Below are 18959 nucleotides of genomic sequence, written 5' to 3' on the forward strand. Positions count from 1 at the left end.
TTCCCGGTAAGCAAACCGTCTAAGCTGACTAAGAAATCGGCCTGCCGGGCGTAAACACCCTGCCCTGCAAACGTGCTAGATTTGTGCACCGTTCCCTAGAGCCTCGCATGACCCGCACCTTTACTCGAGACGACACCCGCCGCATTGCGGCTATCCTGGCCGAAGCCGCACAGGTCGAAGTGATGCCGCGTTTTCGCCGGCTCGCTGCCGACGCGGTGCATACCAAGAGTTCGCCGCGCGACCTGGTCACCGATGCCGACGAGGCCGCGGAGCGCTTTATCACTACCAAGCTCGCCAAGCTCTATCCCGGCGCGATCATGGTGGGCGAAGAAGCCTCGGCGCGTAATCCCGCCTTGCTGAATATGCTGGTCGATGCTGATCTGGCTTTTTTGATCGATCCGATCGACGGCACGCGCAATTTCGTAGCTGGCCTGCCTTTGTTTGGCATGATGGTCGCCGTGTGCCATCGCGGCGACGTGCTGGCCGGCGTCATTTACGACCCCGTCGCGCATGACTGGGCCATGGCCGTACGGGGCGACGGCGCCTGGTCCGAAGCGGCCGACGGCACGCAGACGCCCCTGAAGGTGGCGCAACCGGGCCCGCCCCACGACATGGATGGCATGATTTCAACCGGTTTTTTGCCTGAGCCGCTGCGCGGCACCGTCAATGGGAATCTGGCCGCGCTGGGCGCGACCGCGTCGCTACGCTGTGCCGCGCACGAATATCGTCTGGCGGCCAGCGGCCACTGCCACGTCATGCTTTACAACAAGCTCGATCCCTGGGATCACGCGGCGGGCTGGTTATTGCATCGCGAGGCCGGCGGATTCTCTGCACACTTTGACGCCAGTCCGTACAAGCCGACGCATCGCACGGGCGGTTTGCTTTATGCGCCGGATGTAGGCAGTTGGCATGCGACGCGACGCGCGCTGATGGGCGAGGATTTCCCACCGCTGTAGAGAGGCGGATGCTGCGCGACGCATGTGATGTTGGCCGGCGAGCGCCGTGCTCTCTGGAAAATATGACGGCTGCCGTCAGGACTTATCCCCAGATTTTGTGGACAACCCTATGGACAGCCTGGGGCCTTTTGCAAAAAAACCAACGGGGCCAAAGACTTAGGAATTCCGTTCAGGACTGAGCAGCGCCATCGCTGCATGCGTCCACATCGGGCCCCCTCAGGCGGCCGGGTCAGCTGCCTCAGAACTCGCTGCATCGGCTCCCGCCGCTGAATCCGTCGGTGGAGAAAAAGGCCCCCACGCCGCGCCTTCGGCTTGCTGCCCCCTAGGGGGCGTTTTTTGCCTTGGGGCGGCCCTGCGACAAAAAAGGCCCATATAACGCGTCCAGGGTTTCTGCACAGGAGGCCGATACCTTCAAGGTGAACAACTCATCGGCTCGCGTACGCCCGAGGTTCAACGCAGCGATCGGCAGCCCTGCCTCCGAGGCTGCTCGCACGTAGCGATAGCCCGAGTGCACCATCAATGACGATCCGACGACCAGCACGGCGTCCGCATGCTCGAGCGCATCCCGGGCCTGCACCCCGCGTTCTGGCGGAATGCTTTCACCAAAAAACACCACATCGGGTTTGACGATACCGCCACAACGGGGACAGGCCGGCACGACAAAACTGTCGAAATCCACGCCTTCCAGATCAGCATCGCCGTCCGGGGCATCGGCGGCATCCAGCTCAGCCCAATCCGGATTGCGCACGTTCAATTCCGCCTGCCAGACAGCACGCGGACCGCGCCAATCGCACCGCATGCAGCGCACCTCGTCCAGACGGCCGTGCAAATCAAGCACCTTGCGGCTGCCGGCTGCCTGATGCAGGCCATCGACATTCTGCGTCACCAGCAGGCGTATGTGGCCTCGCGCTTCGAGTAATGCGAGCGCGCGATGCGCTGCGTTGGGCTGCACATGGCCAAAACGGCGCCACCCCACGGTACTGCGCGCCCAATAACGCGCCCGCGCGGCATCGCTACCCATGAAGGCCTGAAAATCGATCGGCGGGCTGCGTTTCCATTGGCCATCGGCATCGCGATAATCAGGAATGCCTGAGCCCGTGCTGCAGCCTGCGCCGGTCAGCACGAACAGGCTCCTATGCCCATCGATAAACTCGCCCAGCGCCTTGAAGTCTGGCATGTGCTGTGATGCCCTATAAGCTGTCCAGCCCGCAATTAGGCATGTTGCTGACCAGACTGGCCTGCGTCACGGTGCTCTGGGCCGGCACACTGCGCGTGAGCCAGACGTTGCCCCCGATGACCGAGCCGCGGCCGATCGTCACGCGCCCGAGAATCGTCGCGCCGGAATAGATCACCACATCGTCCTCGATGATCGGGTGACGCGGCAGGCCTTTTTTGAGCTCGCCGTTTTCGCCGGGCGGAAAACGCTTCGCGCCCAAGGTCACCATCTGATAGAGCCTCACACGATCGCCGATGATGGCCGTCTCGCCGATCACGACGCCTGTGCCGTGGTCGATAAAAAAACTTTTGCCGATGGTGGCGCCAGGATGGATATCGATGCCCGTGTCAGCATGTGCGATTTCTGCCACGATGCGGGCCAGCATCGGCACGCCGAGCTTGTAGAGTACGCTGGCCAGGCGATGATGAATCATCGCGGCCACGCCGGGATAGCACAGCAGCACCTCGTCGACGCTATGCGCTGCGGGGTCGCCTTGATAGGCCGCTGTCACGTCCAGATCCAATGCGCGGCGTACCTGCGGCAACGCAGCACCAAACTGCCGTACGATCTGCACTGCTCGGGCATGTATCGTATCGTCTGATTCGGCCTCGCCCGTGTTGCGGCCCATGTGGTGCAGTTCCAGACAGACCTGATGCAGCAAAGCGTCCAACGCCGCGCCGATGGTATGCCCGACGTAAAAGTCCTCGACCTCGGCACGCAAGTCAATGGGCCCCAGGCGCATCGGAAACAACGCGCCGCACAATTGCCGAATAATGGTGCGCAGGCTTTCCTGCGAGGGAAACTCGCGATCGCCCGAATCCTCGCGCAGGCGCCCGCGCGGGCCGCGCCAGTCGACACGGGCCGATCGCAGCCCCGAAACGATATGGTCCAGATTCCAGTGAGCTTGAGACGAATCGTTCATGACAACAGTCCTGCGGCTGACACAGCCGGCGTGCATTCAAACATGAAAACCTCGGAGAAAAGCCTGCGTCGCGCATTCTGCAACGCAATATGCATGAACTGTAACCGCTAGCGCGGATTTTGCCTCTCGCGACCCGTTTCACAATGGGGTTTTGGCGCCACATTGCGCGAGCATCGCCTTTTGGTCAACTCGCAGAGCGCATGCGCCCCCCATACATTCGCCATACGGGTTAATGCTGACTCGATCAGAAACCCGTCCGCCTTTATATTTCATTCAAACGAACGTTTGAATGAAATATATGAGCAAGCCGACCATTGACGCTGCAGAAAACAACCGTCCTTCCCATGACGCCTCGAGCTCGCCGACGAATGGGCCGGCTGACCTCCAGCCCATAGGTCAGCCGACACGCGACATCATCCTGGACACGGCAGAACGGCTTTTTGCACAGCAAGGGCACGATGGCACCTCGATGCGGCAGATCACGAGCGAGGCAGGTGTCAATCTGGCTGCCGTGAATTACCACTTCGGCTCCAAGGAATCGCTGGTACAGGCCGTGCTGAAGCGCCGCTTGGCCGTGCTCAATCAGGAACGGCTGCGTCTGCTGGACGAACTGGAGGCTCAGGCAGAGGGACGGCCGCTCAAGCCCTCGCAAATCGTCGATGCGTTCTTTGGCACCCTGCTGCGCCTGGCATCGCGGCCCGAACATGTGGGCAAACATTTTCTGCCGCTGCTCGAGCGCACCATGACGGATCCCACCGGCTTTATCCGCGCCATTGTGGCCGAGGAATACGCCAGTGTCATGGAGCGCTATCAGAACGCCTTTTTCAAGGCGCTGCCCGATGTGCCTCGCACCGAGATCATCTGGCGCTTTCAATTCATGCTGGGCGCCACCTCGTACGCCATCGTGGGCACCGACGTCTTGCGACTTGCCATGGGCTGGAGCCTGGAAGACAGCGATCCGACCCACGATCCCGAGCGCACGCTGCAACGATTGATGAGCTTTTTATTGGGCGGTTTGCGCGCGCCCTTGCCCCCTGCGCCAGCGTCGTCCGCAACATCCTGACGACGCGAATAAAACACTCGCCCGCATGCAGCACCCGAGACTCGCAGCAGGCACCGGCAACACAACCATGACGGAGACAACATAAGATGAATGGACTCTTTGCGATCGGCGGCATCTTGATAGCCTTGATCGTCATCGTGCTGGCCGTGCCGCCGATCCGGCGCACGCTCTTGTCGCGGCCCTTGTTTCAAGCCTATCGCAAAGTCCTGCCGCCGATGTCCGACACCGAGCGCGACGCGCTGGAGGCCGGCACCGTCTGGTGGGAAGGAGAACTGTTTCGCGGACGGCCCGATTGGCAACGATTGCTCGATCTGCCCAAGCCGGCGCTGACTGCAGACGAACAACAATTTCTGGACAATCAGGCCGAACAAGCGTGCCGCATGGTCGATGACTGGCAAGTCACGCAAAAACAATACGACCTGTCCGCCGATACCTGGGACTATCTCAAGCGCAATGGTTTTCTGGGCATGATCATCCCGCGCGAATACGGCGGCCTGGGTTTCTCCGCCTACGCGCATTCGCAGATCATCACCAAGCTCTCGACGCGCTCGTCTGCGCTGGCCGTGTCGGTCATGGTGCCTAACTCGCTGGGACCGGCTGAATTACTGCTGCATTACGGAACCGACGCGCAAAAAAATCATTACCTGCCCCGCTTGGCACGTGGCGAAGAGATTCCTGCATTCGCACTGACGAGCCCCTGGGCCGGGTCCGACGCGGCCGCTATTCCTGATTCCGGCATTGTGTGCAAGGGCATGTGGCAGGGCGAGGAAGTGTTGGGCATGCGCGTCACCTGGGACAAGCGCTATATCACGCTCGCCCCGGTGTGCACATTGCTGGGACTGGCATTCCGGCTCTATGACCCGGATGGATTATTGGGCGGCCCTGTCGATGTCGGCATTACCTGCGCACTCGTGCCGCACGATCATCCCGGTGTAGAAACAGGGCGGCGTCATTTCCCGTTAAATGCCATGTTCATGAACGGCCCGACGCGTGGCACCGATGTATTCATGCCGCTGGACTTTATCATCGGCGGCCCGGCCAGGGCGGGCCAAGGCTGGCGCATGCTGATGGAATGCCTGGCCGCCGGCCGCTCGATCTCGTTGCCAGCGTCGAATACCGGAATGTCTCAGCTCGCGGCACGCACAGTGGGCGCCTATGCGCGTGTACGCAGCCAGTTCCGCACCCCGGTCGGCCGCTTTGAAGGCGTAGAAGAAGCCCTGGCGCGGATCGGCGGACATACCTACTTAATGGACGCCGCGCGCGTGATGACTGCCGGCGCCATCGATCTAGGCGAAAAACCCTCGGTGGTCTCCGCCATCGTGAAATACCACATCACTGAACGCGCGCGCCAAGTCGTCAACGACGGCATGGACGTGATCGGCGGCAAAGGCATCTGTCTTGGGCCGTCTAATTTTCTGGGGCGGGCCTATCAGCAGGTCCCGGTAGGCATCACCGTCGAAGGCGCAAACATCCTGACGCGCAGTCTGATTATCTTTGGTCAAGGCGCGATCCGTTGTCATCCCTACGTCCTGGCAGAAATGCAGGCCGCGGGAAACAGCGATATCCAAGAGGGCTTGAAAGCCTTTGACCGTGCATTCTGGGGTCACGTCCGATTTGTGATTCGCAACGGTCTGCGCGCAGTGGGCCACGCAGTGACCGGAGGACGCCTGGCACGTGCGCCAGCCTCCGCAGCACCGGAGATGCATGGCTATTACCGCCACCTCACGCGCTATGCGTGCAGCTTTGCGCTGCTCGCCGATTTATCGATGGCGCTGCTGGGCGGCAGCCTCAAACGTCGCGAGCGTCTGTCGGCGCGGTTAGGCGATATCCTGTCGCAGATGTATCTGGCCTCTGCCGTATTGAAGCGATTCGAGGATGAGGGACGGCAATCGGCGGATGCGCCGCTGGCTCACTGGGCGCTGCAGGATGCGTTGCAACGTCTGCAGGCTGCATTCGTCGGCGTACTGGACAACCTGCCACAACGTTCGGTAGGCTGGATGCTACGCCGACTGGTGTTTCCCTGGGGACTCATGCAGCACACACCATCCGACGAGTTAAGCCAACATGTTGCTCGCCTGTTGACTGAGCCTGGCGCTACGCGAGAACGATTGACCGCCAACTGCCATGTACCCGACACCGCGCACGAGCCTGTCGGCGCCTTGGAACAAGCCCTCGTTGCCACGCTGAATGCAGAGGCCGCCGATGCGCGCCTGCGCGCCTATGAAAAAACCGGCGCGCTGACAGGCGATCCGCGCGCCAATGTCCGCGATCTGGCCGAGGCAGCGCACGCCCGCGGAGGACTTGACCAGCGCGATTACGAATGCATCAAACGCCGAGATGCGCTGCGCGACCAAGTCATCCGGGTCGACGATTTTCCATTCGACTTCGGTATGACGGGCGCTATTCGGCACGGTGCTCAACGCCAAGCCGCTTAGGACACATACGCGAAGGAAAACCTTATGCCACACGCCCCTATCTATGTCGTGGACGGCGCGCGCACTCCTTTCCTGAAGGCGCGCAACGCGCCGGGCCCGTTTTCTGCCGCAGACCTGGCGGTGCAGGCAGGACGCACGCTGTTGCTGCGGCAACCCTTCGCCCCTGCGGACTTGGATGAAGTCATCATAGGCTGCGCGGCGCCTTCGGCAGATGAGGTCAACATAGGCCGCGTCATTGCGTTGCGGCTCGGCTGCGGCCATCGCGTGCCCGGTTGGACCGTCATGCGCAACTGCGCCTCCGGCATGCAGGCGCTCGACAGCGCCATCGCGAACATACACACGGGCCGTTCCTCGCTGGTCCTGGCGGGTGGCGTCGATGCCCTGTCACGCGCACCGTTGCTGGTCTCCGACGAGATGACGCGCTGGCTGGCACGCTGGGCTGCAGCGCGCGGCGCAGGTGATCGTTTCGCGGCGCTGCGCCGTTTTCCCTGGCGCAGCATCGCCCCCGTGATCGGCCTGGTGAAGGGACTCACCGATCCCGTGGTGGGGCTATCCATGGGACAAACCGCAGAAAACCTCGCCACGCGCTTTGGCATCAGCCGCCAGGCGATGGATGAATACGCGGCACGCAGTCATGCCCGCGCTCTGGCGGCTAGAGAGGCCGCCGGTCGCGAGATCGCGCCGCTGATCGATGCGCGCGGCACACTCTATCCCATCGATGACGGCGTGCGCGACGATTCCACTGTCGAGAAGCTGGGCAAACTACGCCCGGTATTCGATAAGCCCTGGGGCAACATCACCGCCGGCAATAGCTCGCAAGTCACTGATGGCGCGGCATTGCTGCTATTGGCCTCCGAGGACGCGGTCAAACGCTGGAACCTGCAGCCCTTGGGACGTATCGTCGATTCGCAATGGGCGGGCCTGGATCCCGCGCAGATGGGGCTGGGGCCGGTACACGCCGCTACCTCGATCCTGCAGCGGCATCATTTAGGTTTGAACGACCTGGACCTGTGGGAAATCAACGAGGCCTTTGCCGCGCAGGTGCTGGCGTGCCTCGCGGCCTGGGACGATACCGTCTATTGCCGTGAAGAGCTCGGCACTGAACCGTGGGGTGCGTTGGATCAAACACGCTTGAACGTCGAAGGCGGCGCCATTGCGCTCGGCCATCCCGTCGGCGCCTCGGGCGCACGTATCGTGCTGCATCTGCTGCAACTGCTGCGGGCGCGTGGTTTGCAGCGCGGCATGGCAGCGATTTGCATTGGTGGCGGACAAGGCGGCGCCATGCTGCTCGAAACGGAGGCTGCGCAATGACGTCCACGACAGAGATCTCGTCGCCGCAATGGCGGCACTGGCGCCTGGAGCGCGAAGCCGATGGCTTGGCATGGTTGACGATTGATCGCGCCGATAGCGCTGTCAACGCCTTGTCGGCCGAGGTCATGACCGAGCTTGCCCAGGTCCTGGACTCCTTGCAGTCGGCGCCGCCGACGGGCCTGATCATTCGTTCCGGAAAGGCCGCGGGCTTTATCGCCGGCGCCGATGTGGAAGAATTCGTCGGGCTCGACACGCCGCAACAAGCGCACGCGCTGGTGGAACGCGGTTGGCAATTGTTCAACCGCTTGGCCAGCGTACCCTATCCCACCCTGGCCTTGATCCAGGGACATTGCCTAGGCGGCGGTCTGGAACTGGCGCTCGCGTGCCGCTATCGATTGGCGGTAGATGTGCCGGGCACCTCGCTGGCGCTGCCGGAAGTCATGCTGGGCATCTTTCCCGGCTGGGGTGGCATGCGCCGCTTGCCTGCCCTGATCGGCCCCGCCGCCGCCCTGGACATGATGTTGACGGGACGCCCTGCCGATGCGCGCAAGGCCGCCGCGTTGGGCCTGGTCGACGCACGCGTGCCCCCGAGACTATCGGACACAACTGCGCGCCGTCATGTGCTGTCTGGCAAACCGGCGCATCGAGCGCGCGGGATCGCCGCGTGGATGAACCATGCGCCGTTCAAATCGCTGGTGGCCAAACGCGCGCAGAAACAGGTCGAGGCCAAAGACCCCCAGGGCCACTATCCTGCTGCCCCTGCCATCATCACGCTCTGGTCGCAATACGACGGCAACGCCCTCGCGGCGCCACAGGTCATCGATCGCATTCTGACCTCTGATACAGCGCGCAATCTGCTGCGGGTTTTCCGTTTGCAAGAACGCCTGAAATCCTGCGGCAAAGCACGTGAAGGAATTTCACCTGTGCAACACGTACACGTCGTCGGCGCCGGCACAATGGGCGGCGATATTGCGGCGTGGTGCGCACTGAAAGGCATGACCGTCACGCTGCAAGACCAGGACGCTGCACGCATCGCGCCGGCTATCGGACGAGCGACCGCGCTCTACGCACGCAAACTCAAAGACCCCTATGCTGCTCGCGCGGCCGCCGATCGCTTGGTCCCAGATCCGGCAGGCGACGGCGTCACGCGCGCCGACCTGGTGATCGAAGCCATCACAGAACAGGTCGAGGCCAAACAGGCGCTGTACCGTGCGGTCGAGTCCCGCATGAAACCTGATGCGATCCTGGCCACAAACACGTCCAGCCTGTCGCTGGCCACCTTGCGTACCGGCTTGACCCAACCGCATCGGCTGATCGGCATTCATTTTTTCAATCCCGTCGCGCAAATGCCATTGGTCGAGGTCGTTCAGGCAGGCCCTGATGAACAAGGAATACAAGCGCGTGCCTGCGCGTTTGTCGGCCAGCTCGGCAAGCTGCCCCTGCCAGTGAGCGATGCGCCTGGATTTCTGGTCAATGCGGTGCTGGCTCCCTATATGCTGGCCGCCATGCGGCAGGTCGACGATGGCGTTTCGCCAGAGACCATCGATCGCGCCATGACAGACTTTGGCATGCCCATGGGGCCACTGGAATTAGCCGATACGGTGGGCCTGGATATTGCGCTGGCGGCTGGCCAGCAGCTCACGCAACAGGCCAAGCCTCCACGCTGTCTCGCCGATCGTATCTCCCGCGGTGATCTGGGCCGTAAAAGCGGTCAGGGTTTTTACGCCTGGCATGACGGCAAAGCGCGCAAGCAGCAACCAGCAACCCCGCCCGCGGGCATGGCAGAAAAATTAATCGCCCCTCTTATCGAACGCACGCAACAGCAGGTCGATAAAGGCGTCGTCGCCGATGCCGACCTGGCTGACGCGGGCGTGATTTTCGGCACTGGCTTTGCCCCATTCACAGGCGGGCCGCTGCACTACCGGAATAACAAGCTGCACAACACAAGTACGACATAAAAAAGGCGCCAACGCACAGGCCCATGCAATACCCGTATTTACGCCTGACGAGAGGAGACACACCATGCATAAAAAATCGTTGGCCTTGACTGCTTTGTCCGTCGCCATCACAGCGATCGGCAGTGTCAGCAACGTACACGCCGCCGGCTTTCAATTGATGGAGCAAAACGCCAGCGGCCTCGGCAATGCCTACGCCGGCTCGGCTGCTATCGCCGAAAATGCCAGCACTATTTATTTCAACCCTGCCGGGATGACCTATCTGCCGGGCTTTAATATTTCCGCCGGCGTGAACGCCATACAGCCGTCTTTCAAGTTTCGCGACAACGGCAATAGCCGCAATCCCACCGCGCTAGGCGGCGGTGTCCCCATGGGCGGCAATGGCGGCGATGCCGGAAACCTTGGGGTCGTCCCCAATGCCTATTTCTCGTGGCAGCTGAACGAAAAATGGTTTGTCGGCCTGGGCGTGGGCGCACCGTTTGGATTAATGACCGAATACAACGACGATTGGGTCGGTCAATATCACTCCAACAAATTCGACATCAAGACCATCAACATCAACCCGTCGATCGCCTACAAGGTCAATGACCAATTCTCGATGGGCTTTGGCGTGAACTGGCAACACATCGACGCGCAATACAAAAAGAAAGTCGTAGTTCCCGTGACACCTGCCGGTCCTTTTCTGCCTGGCGATGCCGACTTGAATCTGGATGGCGACGCGTGGGGCTGGAACATCGGTTTCATGCTGCAACCTACCGAAGACACCCGCATCGGGTTGTCTTACCGGTCTAAGATCCGCCACAACGCCAAAGGCGACACCCAGATCGACGGCTTTGCACCCGGACGGTCCTTGTCCTATGACGCCAGCACACGCGTCGAGCTGCCCGACTCCTTGATATTGAGCGCCGTGCATCAGTTGAACGAGCAATGGGAATTGCTGGCCGATATTTCGTGGACGGGCTGGAGCAGCCTGCCCCAACTGAAGATCAAAAACGACGGCGGGCCGACCGACACACTGCCGCTGGACTTCCGCGACACCTGGCGCGTCGCGCTGGGCGCCAATTATCAGTTTGCGCCGAAATGGAAATGGCGTTTTGGCGTCGCCTGGGATCAGTCCCCCGTGCACAACCCGAGCGATCGCCCCACTTCGCTGCCCGACACGGATCGCTGGTGGTTCTCAACCGGAGTACAGTATGCGGTGAGCAAAGACACGCAAATCGACGTGGGCTATACCTATCTGTACCTGCGCGACGCCGACATCGATACTACCTCGGGTAACGCTCTGACCAAGGGCCGCGTCGCGGGCGACTATCGCAGCAAAGGGAACATCCTGGGGATCCAGGTGTCCACCCGGTTCTGATCGTCATCATGCTATCAGGCAGCGCCTGGCGCTGCCCAAACAGGAGACCGCTTTGAGCAGCAAGTTCATTGTCAAACACGCCGCCGTACTGGGAGCGGGCGTCATGGGCGCGCAAATTGCCGCCCATCTGGCCAACGCCGGTATTCCCGTTACGCTGTTCGACCTGACAGCCAAAGAAGGCGATCGCAATGCCATCGCCAGCAAAGCCCTGGCGGGTCTGAAAAAGCTCGAGCCCGCACCGTTGGCCAGCCCCTCGCGCCTCGCGTTGATTACTCCCGCGAACTACGATGACCATCTCGATCAACTGGCCCATTGCGATCTGGTCATTGAAGCCATCGCGGAGCGCATGGACTGGAAAACGGCGCTGTACGAGCGTATCGCCCCGCATGTCTCCCCCGATGCGATCCTGGCCTCGAATACATCCGGATTATCGATCGGCGAACTGGCCGACGCCTTGCCCGAAAATCTGCGCGCCCGCTTCTGCGGCGTGCATTTTTTTAATCCGCCGCGCTACATGCGCCTGGTCGAGATCATTGCCACGCGCCACACGCAACGCGAGATCGTCGATCATCTGGAAAGCTGGCTGACCAGCCAATTGGGCAAAGGCGTCATCCGCGCATTGGATACGCCCAACTTCATCGCCAATCGTATCGGCGTGTTTTCGATTTTGGCCGCACTGCATCACACCGAACGGCTCGGCCTGGGCTTTGACGAAGTCGATGCCTTGACCGGCCCCAAGATCGGCCGTCCCAAAAGCGCCACCTATCGTACCGCCGACGTCGTGGGCCTGGACACGCTCGCCCACGTCGTGGCCACCATGCGCGACAAGCTGCCCTCGGATCCCTGGCACCCGCATTTTCAATTGCCTGCATGGCTCAATGCTCTCATCGAACGCGGCGCGTTGGGCCAGAAAAGCGGCATCGGCGTGTATCGCAAAGTCGGCAAAGAGATCCAGGTACTGGATCCCGCCGCGGGCGACTATCGGCCCTCGGCCGGTGTCATCGCTGACGAAGTCGATGCGATCCTGAAACAACGCGATCCGGCGCAACGCTTTGCGGCATTGCGCGCGAGCAAACATCCTCAGGCGCAATTTCTGTGGAGCTTATTCCGCGATATTTTTCATTACAGCGCCACACAGCTCGAACATATCGCCGACAACGCTCGTGATATCGACTTGGCGATGCGCTGGGGATTCGGCTGGGCGCAAGGTCCCTTTGAAACCTGGCAAGCGGCCGGTTGGGCCGACATCGCCGATGCCATCGCGGCCGATATCGCCGCTGGCGCAGCGATGAGCACGGCTCCCCTGCCGGGCTGGGTGCAAGAAAACGGCCGCGAAGGTGTGCACAACGCGCAGGGCTCCTATTCCGCGCGCGACGGCAAACAGCAACCGCGCTCTACGCTGCCCGTATATACACGCCAGTTGTTCCCCGAACGCCTGGTCGGCGAAGCCTCCATTCCCCGGGGCGCCACGCTTTGGGAAAACGCAGGGGTGCGTTTGTGGCATCTGCCCGAATTGGACCCAGGCGTCGGCATCCTGTCGTTCACATCGAAGATGCACACCATCGGCGACGAAGTCCTCGACGGCGTACTGCATGCAGTGGCGCACAGCGAACAGCAATTGGACGCGTTGGTCGTCTGGCATGATGCCCCGTTTGCCGTTGGCGCGAACCTATCGCAAGTCGTACAGGCCTGCGTCGCCGGTCAATTCGACATGCTGGAGGCGACCGTAGAAAAATTCCAGCGCGCCTCGCTGTCCTTGCGTTATGCACGTGTGCCGACCGTTGCTGCGGTACAAGGGATGGCGCTGGGCGGAGGATGCGAGTTTCTCATGCATTGCAGCCATCGGGTCCTGGCGTTGGAAAGCTATATCGGTCTGGTCGAGGCCGGCGTGGGCCTGGTGCCGGCGGGAGGCGGCAGCAAAGCCCTCGCCGCACGCGCCGCTGCATTGGCCGCGATGACGGCGACGCCCGCCGAGGTGTTTCCGTATCTGCAGCCGGTATTCCAGAACATTGCCACCGCACAAGTCTCAAAGAGCGCGTTGCAGGCCATCGACATGGGCTATGCCCAAGCCCACGACCAGATCGTGTTTCATCCTGACGAATTGCTGTGGGTCGCTATCAAGCAAGCACGCGCAGCCGCCGATGCCGGCCACACCCCGCCATTGCCCGTGACCAACATCCCCGTCGCAGGCCGCACTGGTATCGCGAACTTTGAAATGGTCCTCATCAACATGCGCGAGGGCGGCATGATCAGCGCCCATGATTATCGGGTCGCCCGCAGCGCCGCTGTCGCCCTGTGCGGCGGCGAAGTCGAAGCCGGCACACGCGTGAACGAAGACTGGCTGCTGGCCGTCGAACGCCGCGAATTCGTGGCCTTGTTGCGAACCAAGGAAACGCAAGCGCGTATCCAGCACACGCTGGAAACCGGCAAGCCACTGCGCAACTGACACCCGAAGGATTCCTGATGAGCAAACAAATTCAAGACGCCTATATCGTCGCCGCTACCCGCCTGCCCGTGGGCAAACGCAATGGCATTTATGCCACCACCCGCCCCGACGATATGCTGGCGGCCGCCCTGCGCGCCGCGCTGGCACAAGTCCCCGCTTTGGATCCCGCCCGCGTCGAAGACGTCATCGCGGGCTGCGCCATGCCCGAAGCCGAACAAGGTATGAACGTCGCCCGCATGAGCCTGCTGCTCGCGGGTCTGCCGGACAATGTCCCGGGCGTCACCGTCAATCGCTTTTGCGCCTCTGGTTTGCAGGCCGTCGCCGATGCTGCCGCGCGCATCCAGTTGGGCATGGCCGACGTCATGATTGCGGCCGGCACGGAATCGATGAGCGCCATGCCGCAAATCATGGGCAACAAGGTCGCCATCAATCCCGAGATTTTTGCGCGCGACGAAAACCTGGGCATGGCCTATGGCATGGGCCTGACCGGCGAGAAAGTCGCTGCCCAATGGAAGATCTCGCGCGAGGATCAGGATGCCTTTGCCTTGGCCTCGCATCAAAAAGCCTGCGCGGCCATCGCAGCAGGACACTTCAACGATGAGATCACGCCCTATCAGACTGTGACGCATCTGCCCGGCGACGCCGGGTCCGTGCGTACGGTGGAAAAACTGGCCGAGCACGACGAAGGCCCACGCCCCGACACAAACGCCGAGGCGCTCGCCAAACTGCGTCCTGTCTTTGCCGCACGCGGCTCCGTGACCGCAGGCAACAGCTCACAAATGTCCGATGGCGCCGCCGCCGTCGTGCTCGTGTCCGAGCGTATTCTGCGTGAACTCAATCTCACGCCGCTGGCGCGTGTGGTGGGTTTCTCGGTCGCGGGAGTTCCTCCCGAGATCATGGGCATCGGCCCCAAAATGGCCATCCCCAAAGCCCTCGCCCAGACCGGCATCGCACAGCAGGACCTGGACTGGATCGAGCTCAACGAAGCCTTTGCCGCACAATCATTGGCCGTCATGCGCGACTTGCAACTGGACCCGGCCAAGGTCAATCCGTTGGGCGGTGCGATTGCACTGGGCCATCCCTTGGGCGCGACGGGCGCTATCCGCACCGCCACCGTCGTGCATGGCCTGAGACGTACCGGCGGCAAATACGGCATGGTCACGATGTGTGTTGGCACCGGCATGGGTGCAGCCGGTATATTCGAGGCACTGTAGCTCGCATCGACTCAACATATGGAACGCATCTGGCTCGATCAATACCCGCCCGGCGTCCCTGCCGACATTGACACTACGCCCTACGAATCGCTGCTGACGATACTCGACGATAGCTGCCGGCGTTTTGCCGGCAACCCTGCCTACACGAGTCTTGGCACCACGATCACCTACGCCGAGTTCGATCGTCTGTCGCGCGATTTTGCCGCATGGCTGCAATCGCGCGGCCTGCGCCAGGGCGACCGTGTCGCGCTGATGCTGCCCAATCTGCTGCAATATCCCATCTGCCTGTTCGGGGCATTGCGCGCAGGCTGCGTCGTCGTGAACTGCAATCCGCTCTATACCGCCCACGAATTGGCGCACCAATTGGGTGATGCCGGCGCACAAGCCATCGTCATCGCGGAGAACTTTGCCCACACGCTGCAAAAAGCGCTGCCGCATACCGCCCTGCGCCACATCGTCGTCACCTCCATAGGCGAATTGCTGGGCCCGATCAAAGGGCGCGCGGTCGATCTGGCCGTGCGCCACATCAAGCGCAAAGTCCCGGCATGGTCGCTGCCCGGTACCGTACGCCTGCGTACCGCGCTGGCTGCCGGCCGCAGCCTATCGTTGCGTCCGCCCACTCTGACGCGCGCCGACCCCGCATTTCTACAATACACGGGCGGCACGACCGGTGTCGCCAAAGCCGCCGTGCTCAGTCACGGCAACATGCTGGCCAATCTGTGTCAGGCCCATGCCTGGATACGCGGCCATCTGCGCGAGGGTGAGGAATGCATCGTCACTGCTTTGCCGCTCTATCACGTGTTTGCCCTCACGGCCAATTGCCTGACCTTCATCAAGCTGGGCGCGCGCAACCTGCTGATTCCAGACCCTCGCGATCTGCCGGCCTTTATCAAGGCCCTGCGCAAAACACCCTTTAGCGCCCTCACCGGCGTCAACACCTTGTTTTGCGCATTGCTGAATCATCCCGACTTTGCCAAGCTGGATTTTTCCCGATTGCGCATCACACTCGGAGGCGGCATGGCCGTACAGCGTGCCGTCGCCCAACGCTGGCGCGAGGTGACCGGCGTCTCGCTGTGCCAGGCTTACGGACTCACAGAGACCTCCCCCGCCGTCACCTTGAATCCCCTGGACGTCAGCACCTTTACCGGCTCCATTGGCCTGCCGGTGCCCTCTACCGAGATATCCATCCGAGACGATGACGGCCGCGAACTGCCGCCAGGCGAAACCGGCGAACTCTGCGTCCGAGGTCCCCAAGTCATGTCGGGCTATTGGAAACAGCCCGCCGAAACCGCCCAGGTCTTTCATCCCGATGGCTTTCTGCGCACCGGCGACATGGGCTATGTCGACAAACGCGGCTACGTCTATCTGGTCGATCGTAAAAAAGACCTGATCCTGGTATCAGGCTTTAACGTCTATCCCAACGAAGTCGAAGATGCCGCCGCCCTGCACCCTGGCGTACGCGAGGTTGCCGCCGTCGGCGTACCCGATGAACGATCGGGCGAAACCGTCAAACTGTTCGTCATCCGCCGCGATCCATCACTGGATGCCGCCACTCTGATCGCCCATTGCCGCCAGCATTTGACCGGCTACAAAGTTCCGCGCCACGTTGAATTCCGCGATGAGCTTCCCCGCAGCGCTGTCGGCAAAATCTTGCGCCGCGAACTGAAACCCGGCTCGCGCTCGTAAAAAACACGCATCGGCATACCGAAATCGGCCGGGAATACGCGCGCACAGGGTCACAACGGCACCACCGCCGCCGGGCGGCAAGTTGCAGCCGGTCCAACACAGGCAGCCGAACAATCCGGCTCATTACAGCAACAGCCAGATACAACAACCTCGCTAGGCAAGCCTCTGCAGTTTTCCAAAGCCCCACTATAATCCGACAAAATTAATACAAATCATTATCACTATCGGATACGTTTTTCTAATTTGGGGATTCTGTTGAACCGCTATTTGCCTGCGACACCCGTGCGCAAGACGCCCGCCTTTACCTTGGCCCTATTGACCGCCAGTCTGGCCCCGTTTTTTGCCCATGCACAAGACACAGACACCGAAGCCGCGACCCTGCCAGCGGTACGCGTCACCGGCACCCAAGAAACTGCCACTAGCCCCGTCGAGGGCTATGTAGCGACGCGCAGCGCCACAGGCACAAAAACAGACACACCGCTGCTGGAAACGCCGCAAGCCATCACGGTGATCACGCGCGAACAATTCGTCGACCAGGGCGCGCAAAATGTCCAGGACGCGCTGAACTACGCCGCCGGCGTGCGCCCCAACGCCTACGGCGTCGACAATCGCGCTGACTACGTCCGCGTACGCGGCGTCGAGCCGGTGCAGTATCTGGACGGCTTGCGTCAGTTCTTCAGCTACAACAACCCGCGCACCGATATTTACGCGCTGGAACGGCTCGAAGTCCTGCGCGGACCATCATCCATGTTGTACGGCCAAGGCAGCACCGGCGGCGTGCTGAACCTGGTCAGCAAACGCCCCTTGGCCGAGGCCCAGCACGAAATCGGCGTCATCGTCGGCAATCACAATCGCAAAGAAATCCAGGCTGACCTGACCGGCCCGGTCACCGAAGACGGCGAATGGCTCTACCGCGTCGTCGCGGTCGCTCGGGACAGTGATACGCAAGTTCAACACGTCGGCGACGATCGGCTGATGCTTGCTCCGTCGCTCACGTGGCAACCCAGCGCCGCCACCTCGCTGACCCTGCAAGGTTATTTCCAGAAAGACAAAACCGGCACCACGCAATCGTTCCTGCCCTGGAGCGGCAGCGTCAGCGATAACCCCAACGGTCAAATTCCCACGCGCCGCTTTGCCAGCGAGCCGGGTTTCGATGCCTATGACACCGAGCAATTCAGCGTAGGCTGGCTGTTTGAACACAAGTTCAACGACCGCTGGACCGTGCGGCAGAGTTTCCGCAATACGATCAGCAAAGTCGACTACAAGTCGATGTATCCGGACTCGTATTCGAATCCCGAAGCTCCCTACATCGACCCCGAGCAAATGACGCTCAATCGCTACTATTACGTGCACAAGCCACGCATGCGTACGCTACTGGTCGATCAAAACGTAGAAGGCAAAGTGGATTGGGGCGCGACCCAGCATACGCTATTGTTTGGTGCTGATTACAGCCGCTATCGCGAAACGGGACAAGAAGCCACGGGCCTCGGCAGCCCGCTGAACATCTACCATCCTGTTTACGGCAACATCCCGGAATACGATCTCAGCGATACGCCCAAGACAAAACAACAGCAACTCGGTTTTTACGCGCAAGACCAGATGCGTTATCAAAACTGGATCTTTGTCGCCGGGATCCGCCACGATCGGGCCCAAACCGATATCGAAGGCAACGACCGCGAAGTCGACAACGCGACGACCAAACGATTCGGTTTGCTCTACGCTGCAGACAACGGCCTGTCGCCATACATCAGCTACAGCGAGTCATTCACCCCTATCGGTGGCACGGACTTCTATGGCAATCGCTGGAAGCCATTGCGCGGCAAGCAATGGGAGCTCGGCTTGAAATACATGCCGCCCGACTCCGGCCTGGAGTTCACCGCGGCAGCTTACGACCTGCGCGAGAAAAACCGCCAGGCTCCCGATCCGTCCAATCCGAACAATCAAATTCAGGCGGGCAAGACCGAGACACGTGGCATTGAATTAGAGCTGCGCGGCCGCGTGACCAAGCAACTGGACGTCATCGCCAACTATATCTACACCGACATCGACTCCGATCTGGAGCCCGTGCCGAAACACATGGCGTCGTTGTGGGGTAAATATCGTTTCGCCTTGGCCAGCATGCCTGGTTTTTCGGTCGGTGCGGGCGTGCGCTATCTAGGCTCGTTCACCGACGGCGCGGCGCCGGAAACGCCGTCGGTCACCCTATTCGATGCAATGGTCGCGTATGACAGCGGAGCGTGGCGTTATGCGCTCAACGTCAACAACATCGCAGACAAAAGCTACGAGGTCACGTGCCTGAGCCGCGGCGATTGCTTCTATGGGCAACGGCGCACGGTCACGGCAAGCGCGACGTATCGGTTCTGACAGCGAGAAATCCTCACGGCCGTGAGGATTT

At 61.4% G+C, this 18959-nt stretch carries 12 protein-coding genes; 10 read left to right on the forward strand and 2 right to left on the reverse strand.

The genetic code is table 11. The features are described 5' to 3' along the window. Positions 1-107 precede the first annotated feature (107 nt). Positions 108-956, forward strand: a complete 849-nt coding sequence (locus CAL20_RS18425; RefSeq protein WP_094822359.1) for an inositol monophosphatase family protein — start codon at positions 108-110, stop codon at positions 954-956. Positions 957-1278: 322 nt separating this feature from the next. Here CAL20_RS18425 and CAL20_RS18430 read toward each other — a convergent pair whose 3' ends face one another. After that, complete coding sequence (locus CAL20_RS18430; protein ID WP_094838592.1) at positions 1279-2133, reverse strand: NAD-dependent protein deacetylase; 855 nt, start codon at positions 2131-2133, stop codon at positions 1279-1281. Between the two features lie 13 nt (positions 2134-2146). Then, complete coding sequence (gene epsC / locus CAL20_RS18435) at positions 2147-3094, reverse strand: serine O-acetyltransferase EpsC (protein WP_094838593.1); 948 nt, start codon at positions 3092-3094, stop codon at positions 2147-2149. A 298-nt stretch (positions 3095-3392) separates the two neighbouring features. Between epsC and CAL20_RS18440 the strand changes: the two genes are divergently transcribed. The 9 genes from CAL20_RS18440 to CAL20_RS18480 all read left to right on the forward strand — a co-directional run bounded on the left by CAL20_RS18440 (position 3393) and on the right by CAL20_RS18480 (position 18928). Then, a complete protein-coding gene (locus CAL20_RS18440) occupies positions 3393-4157 on the forward strand; it encodes a TetR/AcrR family transcriptional regulator (protein WP_094838614.1) in 765 nt (254 codons plus the stop codon). Between the two features lie 86 nt (positions 4158-4243). Further along, a complete protein-coding gene (locus tag CAL20_RS18445) occupies positions 4244-6592 on the forward strand; it encodes an acyl-CoA dehydrogenase (RefSeq protein WP_094838594.1) in 2349 nt (782 codons plus the stop codon). A 24-nt stretch (positions 6593-6616) separates the two neighbouring features. Further along, on the forward strand, positions 6617-7903 hold the full coding sequence (locus tag CAL20_RS18450) for an acetyl-CoA C-acetyltransferase (protein ID WP_094838595.1): 1287 nt from the start codon (positions 6617-6619) through the stop codon (positions 7901-7903). After that, positions 7900-9861, forward strand: coding sequence for a 3-hydroxyacyl-CoA dehydrogenase NAD-binding domain-containing protein (locus CAL20_RS18455; RefSeq protein WP_094838596.1), 1962 nt, complete (start codon positions 7900-7902; stop codon positions 9859-9861). The genes CAL20_RS18450 and CAL20_RS18455 overlap by 4 nt, the downstream gene beginning before the upstream one ends. Positions 9862-9925: 64 nt before the next feature. Further along, positions 9926-11218 carry an OmpP1/FadL family transporter gene (locus CAL20_RS18460; RefSeq protein ID WP_094838597.1) on the forward strand — a complete coding sequence of 431 codons (1293 nt, stop codon included), beginning with the start codon at positions 9926-9928 and terminating at the stop codon, positions 11216-11218. Between the two features lie 52 nt (positions 11219-11270). Then, positions 11271-13664: a 3-hydroxyacyl-CoA dehydrogenase/enoyl-CoA hydratase family protein gene (locus CAL20_RS18465; protein ID WP_094838598.1), complete on the forward strand. Its 2394-nt coding sequence runs from the start codon at positions 11271-11273 to the stop codon at positions 13662-13664. 17 nt (positions 13665-13681) lie between these two features. Continuing rightward, positions 13682-14878, forward strand: a complete 1197-nt coding sequence (locus CAL20_RS18470; protein ID WP_094822368.1) for an acetyl-CoA C-acyltransferase — start codon at positions 13682-13684, stop codon at positions 14876-14878. A gap of 18 nt (positions 14879-14896) precedes the next feature. Beyond that, on the forward strand, positions 14897-16564 hold the full coding sequence (locus CAL20_RS18475) for an AMP-binding protein (protein WP_094822369.1): 1668 nt from the start codon (positions 14897-14899) through the stop codon (positions 16562-16564). A 255-nt stretch (positions 16565-16819) separates the two neighbouring features. Beyond that, positions 16820-18928: a TonB-dependent siderophore receptor gene (locus CAL20_RS18480; protein ID WP_094838615.1), complete on the forward strand. Its 2109-nt coding sequence runs from the start codon at positions 16820-16822 to the stop codon at positions 18926-18928. Positions 18929-18959: the final 31 nt, after the last annotated feature.

Origin of the sequence: Bordetella genomosp. 4, assembly GCF_002261185.1 — a bacterium.
Classification (GTDB): domain Bacteria; phylum Pseudomonadota; class Gammaproteobacteria; order Burkholderiales; family Burkholderiaceae_B; genus Bordetella_A.